At 64.4% G+C, this 19,937-nt stretch carries 14 protein-coding genes and 1 pseudogene; all 15 read left to right on the top strand.

Annotation, left to right across the window (positions count from 1 at the left end; all coding sequences use genetic code 11):
• Positions 1-2: 2 nt before the first annotated feature.
• The 15 genes and pseudogenes from treZ to AC07SI_RS03045 all read left to right on the top strand — a co-directional run bounded on the left by treZ (position 3) and on the right by AC07SI_RS03045 (position 19,748).
• Positions 3-1,748 (top strand): malto-oligosyltrehalose trehalohydrolase, encoded by a 1,746-nt coding sequence (gene treZ, locus AC07SI_RS03115; RefSeq protein ID WP_495005068.1) that lies wholly within the window; start codon positions 3-5, stop codon positions 1,746-1,748.
• Positions 1,745-3,829, top strand: coding sequence for a 4-alpha-glucanotransferase (gene malQ / locus AC07SI_RS03110; protein ID WP_495005067.1), 2,085 nt, complete (start codon positions 1,745-1,747; stop codon positions 3,827-3,829). The genes treZ and malQ overlap by 4 nt, the downstream gene beginning before the upstream one ends.
• The gene (locus AC07SI_RS03105; RefSeq protein ID WP_495005066.1) at positions 3,826-6,576 is read left to right on the top strand and encodes a malto-oligosyltrehalose synthase; all 2,751 of its coding nucleotides are present in this window, start codon (positions 3,826-3,828) and stop codon (positions 6,574-6,576) included. Before malQ ends, AC07SI_RS03105 begins: the two co-directional genes overlap by 4 nt.
• A 24-nt stretch (positions 6,577-6,600) precedes the next feature.
• The gene (locus tag AC07SI_RS03100; RefSeq protein ID WP_065908120.1) at positions 6,601-6,870 is read left to right on the top strand and encodes a DUF2934 domain-containing protein; all 270 of its coding nucleotides are present in this window, start codon (positions 6,601-6,603) and stop codon (positions 6,868-6,870) included.
• Positions 6,871-6,990: 120 nt separating this feature from the next.
• The gene (gene glgX / locus AC07SI_RS03095) at positions 6,991-9,150 is read left to right on the top strand and encodes a glycogen debranching protein GlgX (protein WP_065908119.1); all 2,160 of its coding nucleotides are present in this window, start codon (positions 6,991-6,993) and stop codon (positions 9,148-9,150) included.
• Position 9,151: 1 nt separating this feature from the next.
• Positions 9,152-10,150 carry an acyl-CoA dehydrogenase family protein gene (locus tag AC07SI_RS03090; protein ID WP_213554439.1) on the top strand — a complete coding sequence of 333 codons (999 nt, stop codon included), beginning with the start codon at positions 9,152-9,154 and terminating at the stop codon, positions 10,148-10,150.
• Positions 10,147-10,905, top strand: coding sequence for a PIG-L deacetylase family protein (locus tag AC07SI_RS03085; protein ID WP_065908115.1), 759 nt, complete (start codon positions 10,147-10,149; stop codon positions 10,903-10,905). The genes AC07SI_RS03090 and AC07SI_RS03085 overlap by 4 nt, the downstream gene beginning before the upstream one ends.
• Complete coding sequence (locus AC07SI_RS03080) at positions 10,902-11,501, top strand: SAM-dependent methyltransferase (protein ID WP_065908114.1); 600 nt, start codon at positions 10,902-10,904, stop codon at positions 11,499-11,501. Before AC07SI_RS03085 ends, AC07SI_RS03080 begins: the two co-directional genes overlap by 4 nt.
• Positions 11,498-12,157: a glycosyltransferase family 2 protein gene (locus AC07SI_RS03075; protein WP_495005065.1), complete on the top strand. Its 660-nt coding sequence runs from the start codon at positions 11,498-11,500 to the stop codon at positions 12,155-12,157. Before AC07SI_RS03080 ends, AC07SI_RS03075 begins: the two co-directional genes overlap by 4 nt.
• Positions 12,158-12,336: 179 nt before the next feature.
• Complete coding sequence (locus tag AC07SI_RS03070) at positions 12,337-13,107, top strand: PIG-L deacetylase family protein (protein ID WP_120448745.1); 771 nt, start codon at positions 12,337-12,339, stop codon at positions 13,105-13,107.
• A gap of 238 nt (positions 13,108-13,345) precedes the next feature.
• Positions 13,346-15,883, top strand: a complete 2,538-nt coding sequence (locus AC07SI_RS03065; protein WP_495005064.1) for an autotransporter family protein — start codon at positions 13,346-13,348, stop codon at positions 15,881-15,883.
• A 132-nt stretch (positions 15,884-16,015) separates the two neighbouring features.
• Positions 16,016-17,053 (top strand): alpha/beta fold hydrolase, encoded by a 1,038-nt coding sequence (locus tag AC07SI_RS03060; protein WP_120448747.1) that lies wholly within the window; start codon positions 16,016-16,018, stop codon positions 17,051-17,053.
• Between the two features lie 166 nt (positions 17,054-17,219).
• Entirely contained in the window at positions 17,220-17,357 is a 138-nt protein-coding gene (locus tag AC07SI_RS03055; protein ID WP_495005361.1) for a hypothetical protein, read from the top strand.
• Positions 17,327-17,404: pseudogene (locus AC07SI_RS03050) on the top strand (Lrp/AsnC family transcriptional regulator); the annotation flags it as partial. The gene AC07SI_RS03055 and the pseudogene AC07SI_RS03050, both read left to right, overlap by 31 nt.
• Before the next feature lie 184 nt (positions 17,405-17,588).
• The gene (locus tag AC07SI_RS03045; RefSeq protein WP_495005063.1) at positions 17,589-19,748 is read left to right on the top strand and encodes a TonB-dependent siderophore receptor; all 2,160 of its coding nucleotides are present in this window, start codon (positions 17,589-17,591) and stop codon (positions 19,746-19,748) included.
• The last annotated feature ends 189 nt before the right edge of the window (positions 19,749-19,937 follow it).

Below are 19,937 nucleotides of genomic sequence, written 5' to 3'. Positions count from 1 at the left end.
AGATGCCGTTACGGACTTTGGAAACCTGGCCCCACGGCGCAATCATGCTGGACGCGCAACACACGCGTTTTGCCTTGTGGGCGCCAGACGCGTTTTATGTCAGCGTTGAATTGGAAGACGGCAAATCCATCGCCATGCTGCCGCAGGCAGAGGGATGGTTCGAGACAGAAGTGAAGTGCCCCGCCGGCACCCGCTACCGCTTCAACATCGATGGAGAAATGGATGTACCCGACCCCGCGTCCAGGGCCCAGGCTGCGGACGTGCATGGCTGGAGCGTAGTCGTCGACCCACTCGCCTACCCGTGGCGTCACAGCCACTGGCAAGGCCGCCCCTGGCACGAAGCGGTGATCTACGAGCTGCACGTGGGCGCGATGGGGGGCTACGCCGAGGTCGAAAAACACCTGCCACGCCTGGCCGAGCTGGGCGTCACCGCCATCGAATTGATGCCATTGGCGCAATTTCCCGGCGAACGCAACTGGGGTTATGACGGCGTGCTGCCGTATGCGCCCCAGTCCTCCTACGGCACCCCCGAACAGCTCAAGCACTTGGTCGATTGCGCCCACGAGCATGGCCTCGCGGTCATCCTGGATGTCGTCTACAACCACTTCGGTCCCGATGGCAATTACCTGGGCCAGTACGCGGCCGGCTTCTTTCAGGAAGACGTGCACACGCCGTGGGGCGCCGGTATCGATTTCGACCGCCGTGAAGTGCGCAATTTCTTCCTCGACAACGCGCTGATGTGGTTGCTGGAATACCGCTTCGACGGCCTGCGCCTGGACGCCGTGCACGCCATCGACAACCCAGGCTTCCTGCAGGAGCTCGCGCAGCGGGTGCGCCAGCAGGTCGACACCGGCCGGCATGTGTGGCTGGTGCTGGAGAACGAACTCAACCAGGCCAGCCTGCTCAAGCAGGATTTCGACGCGCAATGGAATGATGACTTTCATAACGTGTTGCACGTACTGCTGACCGGCGAAACCGACGCGTACTACAGCGACTTTGCCAAGGAACCTACCGCCCAACTGGCGCGTTGCCTGGGCGAGGGTTTTGTCTACCAGGGCCACACTACCCGCCACGGCCATGAGCGCGGCGAACCCAGCGGCGATCTGCCGCCCACCGCCTTTGTAGCCTTCCTGCAGAACCACGACCAGATCGGCAACCGCGCGATGGGCGAGCGCCTGCACCAGCTGTGCGCGCCCCAGGCGCTCAAGGCGGCGACCGCCCTGCTGCTGCTGTCACCGATGATCCCGCTGATGTTCATGGGCGATGAAGTGAATGCCAGCGAGCCGTTCCTGTTTTTCACCGATCACCACGGCGAACTGGCCGAAGCGGTGCGTGAGGGCCGGCGCGGCGAATTTGCCGACTTTGCCGCCTTCCAGGACCCGGAGCGTCGTGACCGCATCCCGGACCCGAACGCCCTGGCCACTTTCAAGCAATCCTCCCCGGCGCTGGCCGATCACCCCCACGCCGAGCTCTACCGGCACCTGTTGAACCTGCGCCACACGCATATCGTGCCGCACCTGCCCGGCACCGTGGCCTTGGGTGCGCAGGTATTGGCCGACGGCGCCGTCAGTGCGCGCTGGCGCCTGGGCAACAGCAGCCTGTTGCAGATCGACCTGAACCTGAGCACCACCGCCGTGGATCACCCGGCGGCCGCCCCCGTTCTGTTCCAAACGCCTGCCGAGCACGGCGCACAACTGCCGCCGTACAGCGCACGCGTGACCCTATCCCCTGTTGGAGAGCACCCTTGAGCGAAGCGAACCTGGAAATCCTCGCCAGCCGCGCGGGGCTGGCCGTCGATTGGATCGACGCAAACGGCCGCCCGCAACGAGTGAAACCCGACGCCCTGCGCGCCGTTCTCAAAGGCCTGGGCCACCCGGCCGACACCGATGCCGAGATCGACGCCAGCCTGCTTGAACTGGAGCAGGTGCAACACGACAAACACCTGCCCCCCTTGATGACCATCGACACCGGCGAAGGCCTCGACCTGGCACGTTACTTCGAGCCCGATACCCTGTGCCGGGTCAACCTCGAAGGCGGCGAAAGCCTGGAGCTGCGCCTCGACGGCAACGCGGTTCTGCCTGGCGTGATCGCCCTGGGTTATCACCAGGTGCATATCAACGACCAGAGCTTTACCCTGGCCGTCGCGCCCACGCACTGCTACAGCGTGGCCGAAGCGGTGGACACCCAGCCCGCGCGCGCCTGGGGCCTGAGTGCCCAGTTGTACGCACTACGCCGCCTGGGGGATGGCGGTTTCGGCGACACCCTGGCCCTGGAGCACCTGGCGCGTTCCGCTGCAGAACGTGGCGCGGACGCCCTGGCGATCAGCCCGATGCACGCGATGTTCAGCGCCGACACCGGCCGCTACAGCCCGTACTCGCCTTCCAGTCGCCTGTTCCTCAACAGCTTGTATGCCTCTCCGTCCTGCATCCTCGGCGAACGCGAAGTGCGCAGCACCATCGAGGCCCTTGGCCTGGAAGATGAACTGCACACGCTGGAGCAACACACGCTGATCGACTGGCCCGCCGCCGCCAACGCCAAGCAACGCCTGCTGCGCGCGCTGTATGAAGATTTCCGCCACGGCCAGCACCCGCAACAGGCCGACTTCCTCAGCTTCCGCCAGGCCGGTGGCGAAGCGCTGGAAAACCACTGCCGCTTTGAGGCCGTGCAGGCACAGCGTGCCGCCGCCGGCGAGGACCTCGACTGGCGTCACTGGCCGCAGGAGTGGCGCAATCCGCAAAGCCCGGCACTCGTACAGTTCGCTGAAGCCAACCGCGAGGAAATCGGTTACTACGCCTTCGCCCAATGGCTGATCGCGCGCTGCCTGGAGCGTGCCCAGCAAGCTGCCCGAGGCAGCGGCATGGGCATCGGCCTGATCGCCGACCTGGCGGTTGGCGCTGATGGCGGCGGCAGCCAGGCCTGGAGCCGCCAGGATGAACTGCTGGCCGACCTGACCGTGGGCGCGCCGCCGGATATTCTCAACCGCTCCGGCCAAGGCTGGGGGATTTCCGCGTTTTCACCCGAAGGCCTCAAGCGCAACGGTTTTCGCGCATTCATCGAAATGCTGCGCGCCAACTTCGCCCACGCCGGCGGCTTGCGCATCGACCATGTGATGGGCCTGCAGCGCCTGTGGGTGATTCCCATGGACGCCTCGCCGCGCGAAGGCGCCTACCTGTATTACCCGGTGGATGACCTGTTGCGGCTGCTGGCCCTGGAGTCCCACCGCCACAAAGCTATCGTCCTCGGCGAAGACCTCGGCACCGTGCCCGACGGCCTGCGCGAAAAACTCAGCGGCCGCTCGATCCTGGGCATGCGCGTGCTGTTGTTCGAACAAGGCCACGATGGCCAGTTCAACCCGATCCTCGACTGGCCGGACAACGCCTTGGCCACCACCAGCACCCATGACCTGCCGACCCTCAACGGCTGGTGGCACAGCCGTGATATCGACTGGAATATCCAGCTCGGCCTGATCGATGCGCCCACCGTGGAGCAATGGAGCGAACACCGCCTGCGCGAACGCCAGGCACTGCGCCAGGCCTTGAGCCAGGACCCGCAGAATTTCGTCGAAGAGATTCGCAATGAAACCGACCACATGATCGACGCCAGCGTGCGCTACCTCGGCCACACCCGTGCGCCGCTGGTGCTGCTGCCGCTTGAGGACGCGCTGGGCATTGAAGAACAAGCCAACCTGCCCGGCACCACCGATACCCATCCCAATTGGCGCCGCCGCCTGGCGGGCGAGGCTTCCAGCCTGCTCGACAATGCCGGCGCCGCCCGCCGCCTCGAACTGCTGGCCGTCGCGCGCAACCAAGCCTATGAGCGTGACCGATGAAAGCACTGCCCCTGCGCGCTACCCAGCGCCTGCAATTCCATAAAGGTTTCACCCTCGATGACGCGGTGCCGCTGGTGCCGTATTTCGCCCAACTGGGCATCAGCCACCTGTATGCCTCGCCGCTGCTCAGCGCACGTGCCGGTTCCATGCACGGCTACGACGTGGTCGACCCGACCAGCGTCAACCCCGAGCTAGGCGGTGAAGCCGCGCTGCGCCGTCTGATCGCGGCCTTGCGTGAGCACGGTATGGGGCTGATCCTCGATATCGTCTCCAATCACATGGCCGTGGGCGGCGCCGACAACCCCTGGTGGCTGGACCTGCTGGAATGGGGGCGCCTGAGCCCCTACAGCGAGTTCTTCGACATCCAATGGCACTCCCCCGACCCGCTGCTCAAGGGCCAGTTGTTGATGCCATTCCTCGGCAGCGACTACGGCGAAGCCTTGCAGACCGGCACCCTGACCCTGCATTTCGATGCAGCCCATGGGGCGTTCTACGTCGAGCATTACCAACACCGCTTTCCGATCTGCCCACGCGACTACGCGTTGATCCTCGGCAACGACCCATTGCTCAAGCCCCTGGCCGACCGCTTCAGCGCCCTCGCCTACCAGGATGACGCCTACGCCGAAGCCGCCTGGCTCAAGCAGGCGCTGGCCGAGCGCGCCACCGAAGTTTTGCCCGCCATCGAAAGCCGGCTGGCCGAGTTCGACGGGCGCCAGCCTGAAGGCTTCAAGCGCCTGCACCAGCTGCTCGAGCAACAGACCTATCGCCTGGCCAGCTGGCGCACCGCGGCGGACGACATCAACTGGCGGCGCTTCTTCGACGTCAACGAACTCGGTGGCCTGCGCGTGGAGCGCAGCGCCGTGTTCGAAGCCACCCACGGCAAGATCTTCGAGCTGATCCGTGAAGGCCTGGTGGACGGTTTGCGCATCGACCATATCGACGGCCTCGCCGATCCTCGCGGCTATTGCCGCAAACTGCGCCGGCGCGTGGATTCGCTATCGCCGGAGCGGCACCTGCCGATCTTTGTCGAAAAGATTCTCGGCGAAGGCGAAACCCTGCGTGAAGACTGGCGCGTGGACGGCACCACCGGCTACGAATTCATGAACCAGCTGTCGCTGTTGCAACACCACCCGGAGGGCTTTGCGCCACTGGCCGCGTTGTGGACGCAGCACAGCGAACGGCCCTCGGCGTTTATCGAAGAGGCGCGGCTGGCACGTCAGCAGATCCTCAATGGCTCCCTCGGCGGCGATTTCGAAAGCGTGGCGCGGGCCCTGCTGCAAGTCGCGCGCGACGATGTGATGACCCGCGACCTGACCCTCGGTGCAATTCGCCGTGCCTTGCAGGAGCTGATCGTGCACTTCCCGGTGTACCGCACCTACATCAGCGCGCTGGGCCGCAGCGCGGCTGACGACAAAGTCTTCCAGCACGCCATGGACGGTGCCCGCAGCACCCTCGGCGAAGGCGACTGGCCGGTGCTCGAACACCTGGAAAAATGGCTTGGCGGCCAGCCTTGGCGCCATCGCCCGGTGGGTCGCGAGCGCAAGATGCTCAAGCATGCCTGCGTGCGCTTCCAGCAACTGACGTCGCCGGCGGCCGCCAAGGCCGTGGAAGACACTGCGTTCTATCGCTCGGGCGTGCTGCTGTCGCGCAATGACGTGGGTTTCAGCACCGAGCAGTTCAGCGCGCCGCTGGCCGAGTTCCATGCGGTCAACCAGCAACGCCTGCAGACCTTCCCCGATAACCTCTTGGCCACGGCGACCCACGACCACAAGCGCGGCGAAGACACTCGCGCGCGCCTCGCGGTGCTCAGCGAGTGCGCAGCGTGGTACGTCGAGCAGGTCGAGCAGTGGCGCAGGCTCGCCGCGCCGCTGCGCACTGACGCCAGTGCGCCTTCGGCCGGCGATGAGTTGATTCTTTACCAAGTGCTGCTCGGCAGCTGGCCGCTGGACCAGGCCGATGACTTCGAGGACTACCATCAGCGCCTGTGGCAATGGCAACAGAAAGCCCTGCGCGAGGCCAAGCTGCAGAGCGCCTGGAGCGCGCCCAACGAAGCCTATGAACAGGGCGTCGAAGCCTTCCTGTCACGCCTGCTGCTGAGCGAGGAAGGCCGTCCGTTGCGCACGGCAATCGGCAACGCGGCCCAGGTGATCGCCCCCGCCGGTGCGGTGAATGGCCTGGCGCAATCCTTGCTTCGCATCACCGTGCCGGGTGTGCCGGATTTGTACCAGGGCGACGAGTTCTGGGACTTCAGCCTGGTGGACCCGGACAACCGTCGCCCGGTGGATTTCAACGCACGGCAACGCGCGCTGGATACCCCACCGGATCCCGGCGAACTGCTGTTCAACTGGCGAGACGGGCGCATCAAGCAGGCCGTGATTGCCCAGGCGCTGGCCTTGCGCAAGGCCGATCCCGGACTCTTCCGCGCAGGCAGCTATACGCCGCTGGAAGTGCTTGGCCTACACGCCGGGCGGGTGGTCGCGTTCCACCGCGAACACCAGGGCCGCCACCTGTTGGTGGTGGTGCCGCGCTGGCCGTTTGACCTGCTTGAAAACGGTGTGCATCCCCAGATCAATGCGCAGGTTTGGGGCGATACACGGGTGAAATTACCGTTCGCCGCGCCAACTCAAAACTGGAAGGGACTTTTTCATACAGGCGCAGTCACACCAGACAAGGAGCTGTTGATCAGCGCTGCCCTGGGGGATTTCCCGGTCAATGTCTTTATCAATCCTGATGATCAAGAAAGCTGAAAATTTTCTGTGAGGAGCATTGTGATGAGTACTGAAGACAAACGCATACGCGAGCTGGCGCATCAGATCTGGGAATCTGAAGGCAAACCCCATGGGGAGGACGCACGTCATTGGGAGATGGCGCGCAAGCTTGCCGAAGCCGAAGCCCTGACGCCGAGCAAGCCCAAGGCCTCGGCCAAACCCAAGACCGCGCCCAAACCGCCGGCCAAGGCCAAGCCTGCGCCACCGGCCGCGAGCAAGCCGGCAGCCCCGGCGGCGAAGAAGCCAGCGGCGCCGAAAAAGCCCAAGCCTTGACCCCCGCACCGCTTGCCGGCCCTGCCGGCAAGCGGTGATTTTTCCACCCCGATTGTCAGCTGAATATTCGTCAGCACGGCCGCGTTCGGCCCGAAAAAAGACCCTTGCAGGAGCAACACCATGAGCAAACCCCATAAAACCCCTTCGACGCCGGGCAACGAGCCGTCGCGGATTCGTGAAGGTTTGCCCTTCCCCCTCGGCGCCACCTGGGATGGATTGGGCGTCAACTTTGCGCTGTTCTCGGCCAACGCCACCAAAGTGGAGCTGTGCCTGTTCGACGACGCCGGCGAAGTTGAGCTGGAACGCATCGAACTGCCCGAATACACCGACGAAATCTTCCACGGCTACTTGCCCGACGCCCACCCCGGGCTGATTTACGGCTACCGTGTGTACGGTGCTTATGACCCGGCCAACGGTCATCGCTTCAACCACCACAAATTGCTGATCGACCCCTATGCCAAACAGCTGGTGGGCGAACTCAAATGGTCCGAGGCACTGTTCGGCTACACCATCGGCCACCCGGACGACGACCTCAGCTTCGACGAACGCGACAGCGCGCCTTTCGTGCCCAAGTGCAAGGTCATCGACCCGGCGCACACCTGGGGCAACGACCAGCCGGTACGGGTGCCGTGGGACCGCACGATCATCTACGAAACCCATTTGCGCGGCATCAGCATGCGCCACCCTTCGGTCGGCGAATCGGTGCGCGGCACCTGCGCCGGCCTGATGGAAGATGACGTGCTCAAGCACATCCGCCAGTTGGGCATCTCGTCGGTCGAACTGTTGCCGGTACACGCCTTTGTCAACGACCAGCACCTGCTGGAAAAAGGCATGACCAACTATTGGGGCTACAACAGCATCGCGTTTTTCGCCCCCGACCCGCGCTACCTGGCCAGCGGCAAGATCGCCGAGTTCAAGGAGATGGTCGCGCACCTGCACGAGCAGAAGCTGGAAGTGATCCTCGACGTGGTCTACAACCACACCGCCGAAGGCAACGAGCGCGGCCCGACCCTGTCCATGCGCGGCATCGACAACGCCTCCTACTACCGGCTGATGCCCGATGACAAGCGCTTCTATATCAACGACTCCGGCACCGGCAACACCCTCGACCTGAGCCACCCGTGCGTGCTGCAGATGGTCACCGACTCCCTGCGCTATTGGGCCACCGAGATGCACGTCGACGGCTTCCGTTTCGACCTGGCGACCATCCTGGGCCGCTACCGCGACGGGTTTGACGAGCGCCACAGCTTCCTCGTGGCGTGCCGCCAGGACCCGGTACTGCGCCAGTTGAAAATGATCGCCGAACCCTGGGACTGTGGCCCAGGCGGTTATCAGGTGGGCAACTTCCCGCCGGGCTGGGTCGAATGGAACGACCGTTTCCGCGACACCGTACGTGCCTTCTGGAAAGGCGATGACGGCCAGTTGGCGGACTTCGCCGGGCGCATGACCGCTTCGGGCGAGATGTTCAACCATCGGGGTCGCCGCCCCTACAGCTCGGTGAACTTCATCACCGCGCATGACGGTTTCACCCTGCATGACCTGGTGTCGTACAACGACAAGCACAACGAAGCCAACGACGAGAACAACCAGGACGGCAGCAACAACAACCTGTCGTGGAACCACGGCGTCGAAGGCCCGACCGAAGACCCGGAAATCAACGCGCTGCGTCTGCGCCAGATGCGCAACTTCTTCGCCACGTTGCTGCTGGCCCAGGGCACGCCGATGATCGTCGCCGGTGATGAGTTCGCCCGCACCCAGCACGGCAACAACAACGCCTACTGCCAGGACAGCGAGATCGGCTGGGTCAACTGGGAGCTGGACGATGACGGCAAGGCGCTGCTCAAGTTTGTCAAACGCCTGATCAAGCTGCGCCTGGCCTATCCGATCCTGCGTCGTGGCCGCTTCCTGGTGGGCGACTATAACGAAGACATCGGCGTCAAGGATGTGACCTGGCTGTCGCCGGATGGCAACGAGATGACCACCGAACAGTGGGAAGACAGCCATGGCCGCTGCCTCGGCATGCTGATGGATGGTCGCGCGCAGGAAACCGGGATTCGACGTGCCGGTGCCGACGCCACCTTGTTGCTGGTGGTGAACGCGCATCATGACATGGTCAATTTCCGCCTGCCGTCGGTGCCTGAAGGTGAGTTCTGGACCTGCATGCTCGACACCAACCAGCCGGCGGTACGCGGCCAGGAACGGTTTGATTTTGATCACGAGTACGCGGTTACCGGCCGCTCGCTGCTACTGTTCGAACTGCAGCGTGACGAAGAGGTGTGACATGGCACTGCATGGATTCCTTCAGAGCTTCCAGGGTTACGCGGACACGCAAGACCTGGGCAAGGCGCTGAAGGCACTTCAGGAAGAAGGCCTCGACCAACTGCCGCTGCCTGGCAGCGGCGAGACTCTGGCGCGATTCAGTCGCCTGGCGCAGGTGGCAGGCCACGACCTGCGCTTGTGCAAGTTGTTCGAAGGTCATACCGATGCATTGGCGATCATTGCCGAACTCGACAGCCCACTGCCGCCTTTGGGCAGCACATGGGGCATGTGGGCGGCCGAACCGCCGACCGCCAGGGTCCAGGTGCGCCAGGACGGGCATCGCTTGCGCCTGGACGGGCGCAAAGCCTGGTGCTCAGGCGCGGCAGTGGTCAGCCATGGCTTGTTGACGGCCTGGGATGAACAGGGCCGTCAGCAGTTGGTGGCGGTGCAGATGGATCAACCGGGCATCACCGTCACCAACGAAGGCTGGAATGCCGTGGGCATGGCGGCCACCGGCAGTGTCGAGGTGCTGTTTGACGGGGCCCTCGGGATTGCCGTGGGCGGCCCCGGCGATTACCTCGCCCGGCCGGGTTTCTGGCAGGGCGGCGTGGGCATCGCCGCGTGCTGGTACGGCGCCGCGCAACGCCTGGCCGAGTCCCTGCGCGAACACTGCAGCAAACGTCCGGAACCGCATGCCCTCGCCCACCTCGGCGCCGTCGACAGCGCCTTGAACGGGGCCGCCTGCGTACTGCGCGCCAGCGCCGAACAGATCGACCGCGACCCCAAGGCTGACGCCCAGCAACTGGCCCAGCAGACCCGCGCGTGTATCGAGGAGGCTGTCGAACAGGTCATGCGCCATGTCGGCCGCGCCGTGGGTGCGGGGCCGTACTGCAAGGATCCACACTTTGCCCAATTGATGACGGATCTGCCGGTGTATGTGCGCCAGAGCCATGCCGAGCGCGACCTGGCCGGCCTGGGCGAATTGGTGGCCGGCGAACCCACAGGGAGGTGGCAGTTATGAGACCCAACCCGATCGTCGGCCAGGGTACGCCGCTGCAACATTGGCAGGCCTCGAGCCTGATGGCGGAGCTGCCGCACATCAGTGTCGAAGAGCTGGTGCCCGAGGGCCATCGCGCCGTGATCATCGCTCCGCACCCGGATGATGAAGTGCTCGGCTGTGGCGGCCTGCTGCAAGGCCTGGCCGCGCTGGGCCGGCCCATGCAGCTGATTTCCGTTACCGATGGCAGCGCCAGTCACCCTGGATCCCGGCGCTGGCCGGTAGAACGCTTGAGCGTGGTGCGCCCGCAGGAATCGGCGCAGGCCCTGCACCGCCTGGGGTTACCGCTGCACAGCCTGAAATGGCTGCGCGCCGGCTTCAGCGACAGCCAGGTGGCAGCACGTGAGGACGAGCTGACTGCGTTTATCCAGCGCTACCTCAAGCCGACCGACGTGGTGTTCACCACTTGGCGCGAAGACGGCCATTGCGACCATGAAGCCGTTGGCCGCGCGAGCGCCCAGGCGGCCCAGGCCGTGGGCGCCACGCTGTATGAGCTGCCAGTCTGGACCTGGCACTGGGCGTCTCCCGAAGACAGCCAAGTGCCGTGGCACCGCGCCCACAAGATTCCGCTGACCTGCGAAGCCGTGGCCCGCAAGCGCCACGCCATCCATGCATTCGCCAGCCAGTTGGAAGGCGATCCGCAGATCGGCTTGCCGCCGGTACTGGCGCCGTACGTGGTCGAGCGGCTGTTGCAACCTTTTGAAGTGGTGTTTGTATGAGCGTGGCCACGCCGTATTTCGATCAACTGTTCGCTGATAACGATGACCCGTGGGCTTTTCGCCAACGCTGGTATGAGCGCCGCAAGCGCGCGCTGACCCTGGCGATGCTGACGCGCCCACGGTATGCCTCGATCTTCGAGCCCGGTTGCGCCAACGGTGAACTCAGCGCCGAACTGGCACCGCGCTGCGATCGCCTGTTGTGTTGCGACACCGCTTCAGCCGCCGTGGCCCTGGCCCGTGGCCGCCTGCTGGGCTTTGCCCATGCCCAGGTGCAACAGAGCCGTCTGCCCGAGCAATGGCCGCAGGGACAGTTCGAACTCATCGTGCTTAGCGAGTTGTGCTACTACCTCGACGCCGATGATCTCGGCGCCCTGATCGACCGCGCCCTCACCAGCCTCGCCCCCAACGGGCAAGTCCTCGCCTGCCATTGGCGCCCGCCCATCGACGGCTGCCCGCAGACCGCCGAGCAGGTGCATGCGTTGCTGCACGAACGGCTGGCGATGCCGCTGGTTGCCCGGCATCACGAACACGACTTTCTCCTCGACCTGTGGAGCCGCGACGCGACCTCGGTCGCCACGCTGGAGGGCCTGCGATGATCGGTATCCTGATCCCGGTACACAATGAAGAAGCATTACTCGGCGAGTGCCTGGACGCGGCGCTGATCGCGGCCAGCCATCCAGGCCTGGCAGGCGAAGCGGTGCAGGTGCTGGTGGTGCTCGACAGTTGCACCGATAGCAGCGCCGCGATTGCCGAAGCCTTCCAGGTGCAGCGTCTGGAAGTGCAGGCACGCAATGTCGGCCACGTACGCGGGGTGGGCGCGCGGCATCTGCTCAACCAGGGTGCGCGCTGGATCTCGTGCACCGATGCCGACAGCCGCGTGGCTCCGGATTGGCTGGTCGCACAGTTGGCCCTGGGTGCCGACGCCGTGTGCGGCACGGTCACGGTAGACGCCTGGAGCGAAGGATTCGACCCGGCCGCGCAGATCCGCTACAACCAGGCGTACCAGCCCCGCGACGGCCACCGGCATATCCACGGCGCCAACCTGGGCATCAGCGCTGGGGCCTATGTGCGGGCCGGCGGTTTCGAACCGCTGGCGTGTCATGAAGATGTGCAACTGGTGCGCAACCTGGAGCGCTGCGGCGCCTCGATCGCCTGGAGCCACTCGCCGCAGGTGATCACCAGTGCACGCTTGGAAGCGCGGGCCCAGGGCGGCTTTGGCGATTATTTGAAGAGCCTGATGCTGGCCTCTTGAAAAAAACGCCATTACTGAATGTAAAAGCAACCAAACCTTGGCTATGCTGAGGACGCCTTGCTGGCAATCCAGGATTGGATTGCCATGCAACCACCACGACGGAGCCTGTGGTGGGTAAAAAGAGCGTCGTCCCGTCAACGGAGCACGACCCAGCATCAATTGACAAGGATCTGTCACCCATGAAGCTTGCCTCATTAGGCGACGGCCGCCGTGGCCCCGCCCAAATCTGGAACAGCGCACCGCAGCTGGCGCAAATCCCGCCGATCGCCCCTCATTCACTGGTGCCTCCTGGCGCACGCGTGGTCATTATCGCCCCCCATCCCGGCGATGAAGTGCTGGCCTGCGGCGGCTTGCTGCAACTGCTCAGCACCCTGGAACACCCGCTGCAACTGATCTCCATCACCGATGGCAGCGCCAGCCACCCCGGCTCGAATGTGTGGCCGGCCAGCCGCCTGAGCGTGGTCAGGCCCCAGGAAAGCGCCGAAGCACTGCGCCGCCTGGGCATGCCGCTGCACAGCCTCAAGTGGATTCGCGGTGGCTTTTGCGATAACGCCCTCGCCGCCCGCGAACCGCAATTGAGCCAGTTCATCGCCCGCTACCTGCACCCCGGTGACGTGGTGTTTTCCACCTGGCGCAACGACGGCAATGACGACCATGACGCCGTCGGCCGTGCCAGCGCCAAGGCTTGCAGCCTGGTAGGCGCGCACCTGTATGAAGTGCCGATCTGGGCCTGGCACTGGCCCGCCCGCGAAGGAGCGGTGATCCCCTGGCAGCGCGCGCGCAAGGTACGCCTGGATACGTGGAGCGTGGCGCGCAAACTCCACGCCGCCCACGCGTATGCCAGCCAATTGGCCGGCGACCCACAGATCGGCCTGGCGCCGATTCTCGCCCAGGTGTTGTTGGAGCGAATGCGCGAACCCTACGAGATCGTGCTGCCGCCATCCTTCTGACTCGTCTATACCTGTTATTTCTAACAGTGGCGCCCTGTCCATACACGGCTATGCTGCGACAGGACTGTGCCGCTTGAAGCGCAGTCGAGAAAGCCATGCCAACCTGTTGCATTGGCCGGTGTTTTCGAACAGGTGACCGGTATTTCCTGATCTGTATCGTGCATTTCGTTGTCATGGTCTGGCCCGCGCCTGCCGTTGCAGGTGCCGGGGCAATTATCCCCTCAATCGAGGACGGATCATGCGCACACGGACCTTTGCCTGGCTGTACCTGGTCGCCCTGGCAGCGACGCCACTGAGCTCTTACGGAGCCTGCGTCATCAATAACACCGCCGGCGACGACACCTCTGCCTGTGACAGCGGCACCGCGCCGGGCTTTACCGACACTGGCGGCAACAACACCCTGAATCTTACTGCCACCGGCCGCATCACTGGGGCGGTGACCTATGGCGCCGGCAATGACCTGGTGGATGTGGAAGGCCCGAGCGCCGGCATCGACGGCAACTTGAACCAAGGCGACGGCAGCAATATCTTCCGCCTCAACCTGGGCAGCATCACCGGCTCGGTGACCCAAGGCTCGGGCAATGATGTGGCGCAGGTCACCGGCGGCCTGGCCGGCGCGATCATCCAGGGTGACGGCATCGACAGTTTCTCCATGAGCGGCGGCACCATTGCCTCATTGGCCCAGGGCGACGGGCGCGATCAGTTCTTCATGAGCGGTGGCACGATCACCGGCGCGTTCGAGGACGGCGACCAGGCACTGATGAGCGGCGGCACCATCGGCCGGGTGGACATGAAGCTCGATAACAACATTTTCGATATGCGCGGCGGCACGATCATCGGCAACCTGGTGACCGGCTTTGGCCAAGACACCATCCTGGTCTCGGGCACCAGCCTGATCGGCGGCAACATCAGCACCAGTGGCGGCGCGGATATCATCACGGTGACCGGCGGCACCATCAACGGGCAGATCCTGGCCAGTGCCGGCAATGACCTGTTCAGTTGGATCGGCGGCGGGCAAATCCGCGGGCCCATCCTGATGGGCAACGATAACGACACTGCCCTGCTGCAAAACCTGACTGAAACCCAGCTGTCATCCACCGCGTTGATCGATGGCGGCACGGGCACCGACACGCTGACGTTCGACAATACCCAGGCCAGCACGCCCGGGCGCTATGCCAACTGGGAACAGGTGATACTGGACAACAATGCCCGCTTCACACTGGGCGGCACTTTCGTGCTGGGCGATGCCGACACCGGCACCGGCACGATGTCGGTCAACGGCAGCAGCACGCTGCTGGTCAATACCGGGGTTATCAGTGCGTTCACCGCTGGCCAGTTGGTGAGCGTGAACAACCGTGGCCTGATCGACATGACCAGCGGCAGCGCCATCGCCAGCGACACGCTGACCGTGAATGGCAACTACAACGGCAACGGCGGCGGGCTCGCGCTGCAAAGCGTGCTCGGCGCTGACGGTTCCCCCAGCGATAAACTGGTGGTCAGCCAGGGCACCCTCGGCGGCACTACCGCGATCAGCGTCAGCAACCTGGGTGGGGTCGGCGGCGCTACGCTGCAGGACGGCATCCAGGTCGTCCAGGCCATCAACGGCGCCAGCGGCAGCGGCACCGCGTTCAGCCTCGCAGGGCCGGTGTCCGCCGGGGCGTTCGACTATCGCCTGTTCAAGGGCGGCGTATCGGCCGGCACGGCAGAAAACTACTACTTGCGCTCTACCGTCCCCGTGGCGCCGGCCGATCCCGTGCTCGTGCCCGTGCCGGGCCCCGGTGAGCCGCCCCTGCCATCCAACCCCGGGCTGACCCCGATCCCGATCTACCGCCAGGAAGTGCCGATCTACGCTGCGCTGTTTCCGGCGGCCGACCAAATCGTGCGGGGCATGCTGGGCACCTATCACCAGCGCATGGGGGACCAGGACCAGCCACAACCGGTCGGTACGTTCCCGGCGGGTTGGGGACGGGTGTACGGCAGCAGCAGTCGCCAGCATTCCGCCGGGACCGTCAGCCCAACGCTGGACAGTTCGGTCACGGCCTTCCAGGTCGGCAGCGACGTCTACGCCAGCAGCGGCGACAGCGGCCAGACCCAGCGCGCCGGTTTTTTTGTCGGCCACAGCACCCTCAGGGGCAACGTCAAAGGCTTCAATGGCGGCTGGGAAGACCGCGACGCCGGCAAGACCACCTTGCGCGGTGACAGCCTGGGGGTCTATTGGACGCTGATCGGCGCCAACCAGGCTTACCTCGATCTGGTCCTGATGGGCACCCGCTTCGACGGCAACAACGCGTCGGATCGCGGGGTGAAAATGGACACCCAGGGCCACAACGTAAGCGCATCCGCCGAAGTCGGTTGGCCGTTCGCGCTGGTCAACAACTGGGTGGTCGAGCCCCAGGCCCAGGTGATCGTCGGCAAGACCTGGCTGGACAAGCAAAACGACGGCATCGCGGATGTTTCGTACGATGCCGACACCCGCATTACCACGCGCCTGGGCGTGCGGCTGCGCGGCCAGTACACGGTCAGCGGCCTGCCACTGCAGCCCTATGTGCGCGCAAATGTCTGGCACTCACGCGCCGGGACTGACACCGTCACCTTCAATGACGTCACGGATATCGACACCGAGCAGAAGTCCACCACCCTCGACCTGAGTGCCGGCGCCACGCTGGAGGTGGCCAATGGCGTGAACCTGTATGGCGAAGTCGGCTATGACCGCAACCTCGACAGCAACCTGTTCAACGGGCGCCAAGGCACGTTGGGCGTGAAGGTGGCCTTCTAGGTATGTATCGCACTGTGTACGGGACCGGCGGTGATACACAGCGTTTGATTCGACGGGTTTCCTGAAACAACCCAGATACAGCGCAGCGTTCAACTGAGCATCAGGCACACATCAAGCCGTAGGAGGCTCGCCATGCACGCTCAGTTGAACCGTCGCCCCACACGTCACCCGCTGTTCCTGGCCCTGGCCCTGTTGTCCTTCGGTGCCAGTGGCCTGGCGCAGGCTGAAATGCCCGAGCCGCCCGCGCGCGCGCCGGTTGCGAGCCCTCAGGCTGGCTTGGGTGCGCTCAAGCACATCAAGGCCGGGCAACTGGAGGTGGCCTACGCCGAAGTCGGCCCGGCCACTGGCCCGGCGGTGATCCTGCTGCACGGCTGGCCCTACGATATCGACAGCTACGCACAGGTTGCCCCGCTGCTCGCCGCCAAGGGCTATCGGGTGTTGATCCCTTATGCGCGAGGTTATGGCGGCACACGCTTCCTCTCGGACACGACCCTGCGCAACGGCGAACCGGCGGCCTTGGCCCGCGATGTGATCGACTTCATGGACGCCCTTCACATCCAGCAAGCCGTGCTCGGTGGCTATGACTGGGGCGCGCGCTCGGCGGATATCGTCTCGGCCTTGTGGCCAGAGCGGGTCAAGGCGCTGGTCTCGGTGAGCGGCTACCTGATCGGCAACCAGGCCGCCGGCCAGACCCCACTGCCGCCCAAGGCCGAGCTGCAGTGGTGGTACCAGTTCTACTTCGCCACCGAGCGCGGCGCCGCCGGCTACCAGAAAAACACGCACGATTTCGCCAAGCTGATCTGGCAACTGGCCTCGCCGAAATGGGCGTTTGACGACGCCACGTTCGCACGCAGCGCCAAAGGCCTGGACAACCCCGATCACGTCGCCATCACCGTGTTCAACTACCGCTGGCGCCTGGGCCTGGTGCAGGGCGAAACGCAATATGCCGGGCTGGAGCAGCAACTCGCCCAGGCCCCCGCCATTGGCGTGCCGACCATCACCCTCGAAGGCGACGCCAACGGCGCCCCGCACCCGGCGCCCGAAGACTACGCCAAGCGCTTTACCGGCAAGTATGAGTTCCGCCTGGTCAAGGGTGGGATCGGCCACAATCTGCCGCAGGAAGCCCCGGAGGCATTTGCCAGGGCGGTGATCGATGCGGATCACCTGTGAGGCGCAACCTTTCGCTATCGCCTTTACGACATCGCGAAGGGTGATGACCTACCGCACCTGTAACGCGCCCCCGACGGCCAGACCGTGCCGACGCCCAAGGCCATAGACTTTCGGCCCGGCACGTTGCCTGGCAGTGCTTGCGGCGAAGTGGGCCTGGGCAACTACCTTGAGCAACAGCGTCGCCGAGCATCTGGTGATGAGCGTACTGGCGCTGGTGCTCAACTACCTGCCATCAACCCCGGTGGGTGCTCACGGGTGGCTGGAACATCGCCGATTGCGTCGATCCAATCGAGCCTGGCGCTGAGGGAGGTCAAGGCAACCAGCCGAGTGGCGATCGCGCGACGCGACTGACCCGTCGCCCCAAAGGTCACTGCTGCAGTGCATAGCCAAATGCCATCCGCTGCAGATGTGAAAAATTCGTTAACTAATTCTCCCCAATGGCTTTTTTGCGACAGAACCTTCTGGCACACTGATGCGAATAATTATCATCATCTTTATTATTCGCCATGGAGGGCGCTCGGGGAGAGTCAGCTTCATGTCTGTGCAACAACACGGCGGTAACGGTTTTTCATTCAACCTGATGGCCCTGGCGGTCTGCCTGGCCAGCTCCCAAGCGGTCTTTGCGGCCGACACCGAAGCGCCAGCGGCCACGCTCGAGCTGGGTGCCACGCAAATCTCCGGTGACAGCCAGCTCGGCGAAACCACTGAAGGCACGCAGTCCTACACCACCGGCGCGATGAAAACCGCGACCAAGCTGCCATTGACCATGCGTGAAACGCCACAGGCCGTCACCGTCATCACCCGTCAGCGCATGGACGACCAGGCCATGACCAGCATCAACGACGTGGTCAACGCCACGCCGGGGTTGTTCCTCAATTACTCCAGCGGCCCTGGCCGGCAGTCCTACACCTCACGCGGTTTCGACATCGACAACCTGATGTACGACGGCATCCCGAGTGGCTACAACGGCGTTAGCGTGGGTGCCCAGCCGAACCTGGCGATGTTCGATCGCGTCGAGGTCGTACGCGGTGCCACCGGCCTGGTGACCGGCGCAGGCAACCCTTCGGCCGCCATCAACCTGATCCGCAAGCGCCCGCTGGATGAGCAGAAAGTCACCCTCACCGGTGCCGCCGGCAGTTGGGACGACTACCGTGGCGAACTTGACGCCTCCAGCCCACTGAATGACAGCGGTACCCTGCGTGGCCGGGTCGTCACCTCCTACCGCGACGCCAACAGCTTCATCGACAAGGTCGAGGAAGATCACGGCCTGTTCTATGCCGTCACCGAAGCCGACCTCAGCGAAGACACCACCCTGACCCTGGGCTTCTCCAACCAGAAGGACAAGACCAACTACTTCTGGGGTTCCGCGATGATCGGCCAGGACGGCCACCACCTGAACCTGCCGCGCTCCTACAACCCCGGCACCGACTGGGAAAACAAGGACCAGGAAATCAATACGGTCTTCGCCGAACTGCGCCAGCGCCTGGCCAATGACTGGAACCTGCAGGTCAACGCCAACTACGCCCAGCAGAACGCATTATTCTCCGGGTCCTACCAGTCGCGCTGGGTCAACAACACACCGGCCCGGACGGTCTACCAGGCCGCCTTCGATGAGGACCAGGCCGGCGTCGACGCCTTTGCCAGCGGGCCCTTCCAGGCCTTCGGGCGCACCCACGAACTGGTGGTGGGGGCCAGCAAGCGGGTCTACGACCTGACCACCCACAACTACAGCCCGTACGACACCAACTGGCCGCTTACAGCCGGCAAGCCGGACTTTGTGCACACCAACAACGACCACGAAGTCACCACCCAGGACGGCGTCTATGTGACCACCCGCCTGAGCCTGGCCGACCCGCTGAAGCTGATCCTCGGCGCGCGCCTGGACTGGTACGACTACAACAACCGTGATGGCGACGGCGACTACCATGTGACCCGCAACCTGACCCGCTACGCCGGCTTGATCTACGAGCTGGACGACCATCACTCGGTCTATGTCAGCTACAGCGACATCTTCACGCCGCAGAGCGAAAAGGACACCGCGGGCACGCCGGTCAAGCCGATCGTCGGCAAGAACTATGAAGTCGGCATCAAGGGCGAATACCTCGGCGGTGCGCTGAATGCGAGCCTCGCGCTGTTCAACGTCGACCAGGAAAACCGCGCCGTCCAGATCTTCCCGCAAACCTGCCCACAGGCCACGTGCTACGAAGCCTCGGGCGAGATTCGCAGCCAGGGTATCGACGTCGAGTTGCAAGGCGCCCTGACCGAGAACTGGCAGGTCGGCGGGGGCTACACCTACGCGCGGACCCACACCATAAAGGATGACGCCAACCCGCAGAAGGTGAACAAGCAGTTCGACACCGACACCCCGGAGCAGCTGTTCAAACTGACCACCCGCTACAACTTCCAGGGCCCGCTGGAAAAACTCCGGATCGGCGGCAACATTTCCTGGCAGAGCCGCATGTACAACGACGTCCCGCTCAATGACGGTGGCAACTACCGCCTCAAACAGGGCGCCTACGCGGTCACCGACCTGATGGCCGGCTATAAGGTCAACGAGCACCTGGACCTGCAGCTCAACGCCAACAACATCTTCGACCGCCGCTACTATTCGTCCATCGCCAACTCGGTGAGCTACGGCGGCGACGCCTACGGCACCCCGCGCAACATGATGATGACGGCCAAGTACAGCTTCTGATCCAGGCTGGACGCCCACGGCGTGCCCCAATAGGCCTTGTGGGGCACGCTGTTCGCCGCGCTTAAAGTCCCCCACAGGGATGCCGATAAACTCTTGGCATCCCTGATCCTGCAAAAATCCTGATACCTGCTTTGCTCGACCTGCGGGCCCACGTGGCACGCCGCATGCTTTGTTCCTGGCCAGTCCACA

The sequence above is a fragment of the Pseudomonas sp. GW821-FHT05D12 genome (assembly GCF_059419825.1).
This window is presented reverse-complemented; position numbering and strand designations above follow the sequence as displayed.

What these genes read in the sequence shown, in the direction of transcription:
- treZ (WP_495005068.1), top strand. Translation starts at nt 3, where the DNA reads ATGCCGTTACGGACTTTGGAAACCTGGCCCCACGGCGCAATCATGCTG.
- AC07SI_RS03105 (WP_495005066.1), top strand. Translation starts at nt 3,826, where the DNA reads ATGAAAGCACTGCCCCTGCGCGCTACCCAGCGCCTGCAATTCCATAAA.
- AC07SI_RS03100 (WP_065908120.1), top strand. Translation starts at nt 6,601, where the DNA reads ATGAGTACTGAAGACAAACGCATACGCGAGCTGGCGCATCAGATCTGG.
- glgX (WP_065908119.1), top strand. Translation starts at nt 6,991, where the DNA reads ATGAGCAAACCCCATAAAACCCCTTCGACGCCGGGCAACGAGCCGTCG.
- AC07SI_RS03090 (WP_213554439.1), top strand. Translation starts at nt 9,152, where the DNA reads ATGGCACTGCATGGATTCCTTCAGAGCTTCCAGGGTTACGCGGACACG.
- AC07SI_RS03085 (WP_065908115.1), top strand. Translation starts at nt 10,147, where the DNA reads ATGAGACCCAACCCGATCGTCGGCCAGGGTACGCCGCTGCAACATTGG.
- AC07SI_RS03080 (WP_065908114.1), top strand. Translation starts at nt 10,902, where the DNA reads ATGAGCGTGGCCACGCCGTATTTCGATCAACTGTTCGCTGATAACGAT.
- AC07SI_RS03075 (WP_495005065.1), top strand. Translation starts at nt 11,498, where the DNA reads ATGATCGGTATCCTGATCCCGGTACACAATGAAGAAGCATTACTCGGC.
- AC07SI_RS03070 (WP_120448745.1), top strand. Translation starts at nt 12,337, where the DNA reads ATGAAGCTTGCCTCATTAGGCGACGGCCGCCGTGGCCCCGCCCAAATC.
- AC07SI_RS03065 (WP_495005064.1), top strand. Translation starts at nt 13,346, where the DNA reads ATGCGCACACGGACCTTTGCCTGGCTGTACCTGGTCGCCCTGGCAGCG.
- AC07SI_RS03060 (WP_120448747.1), top strand. Translation starts at nt 16,016, where the DNA reads ATGCACGCTCAGTTGAACCGTCGCCCCACACGTCACCCGCTGTTCCTG.
- AC07SI_RS03045 (WP_495005063.1), top strand. Translation starts at nt 17,589, where the DNA reads ATGTCTGTGCAACAACACGGCGGTAACGGTTTTTCATTCAACCTGATG.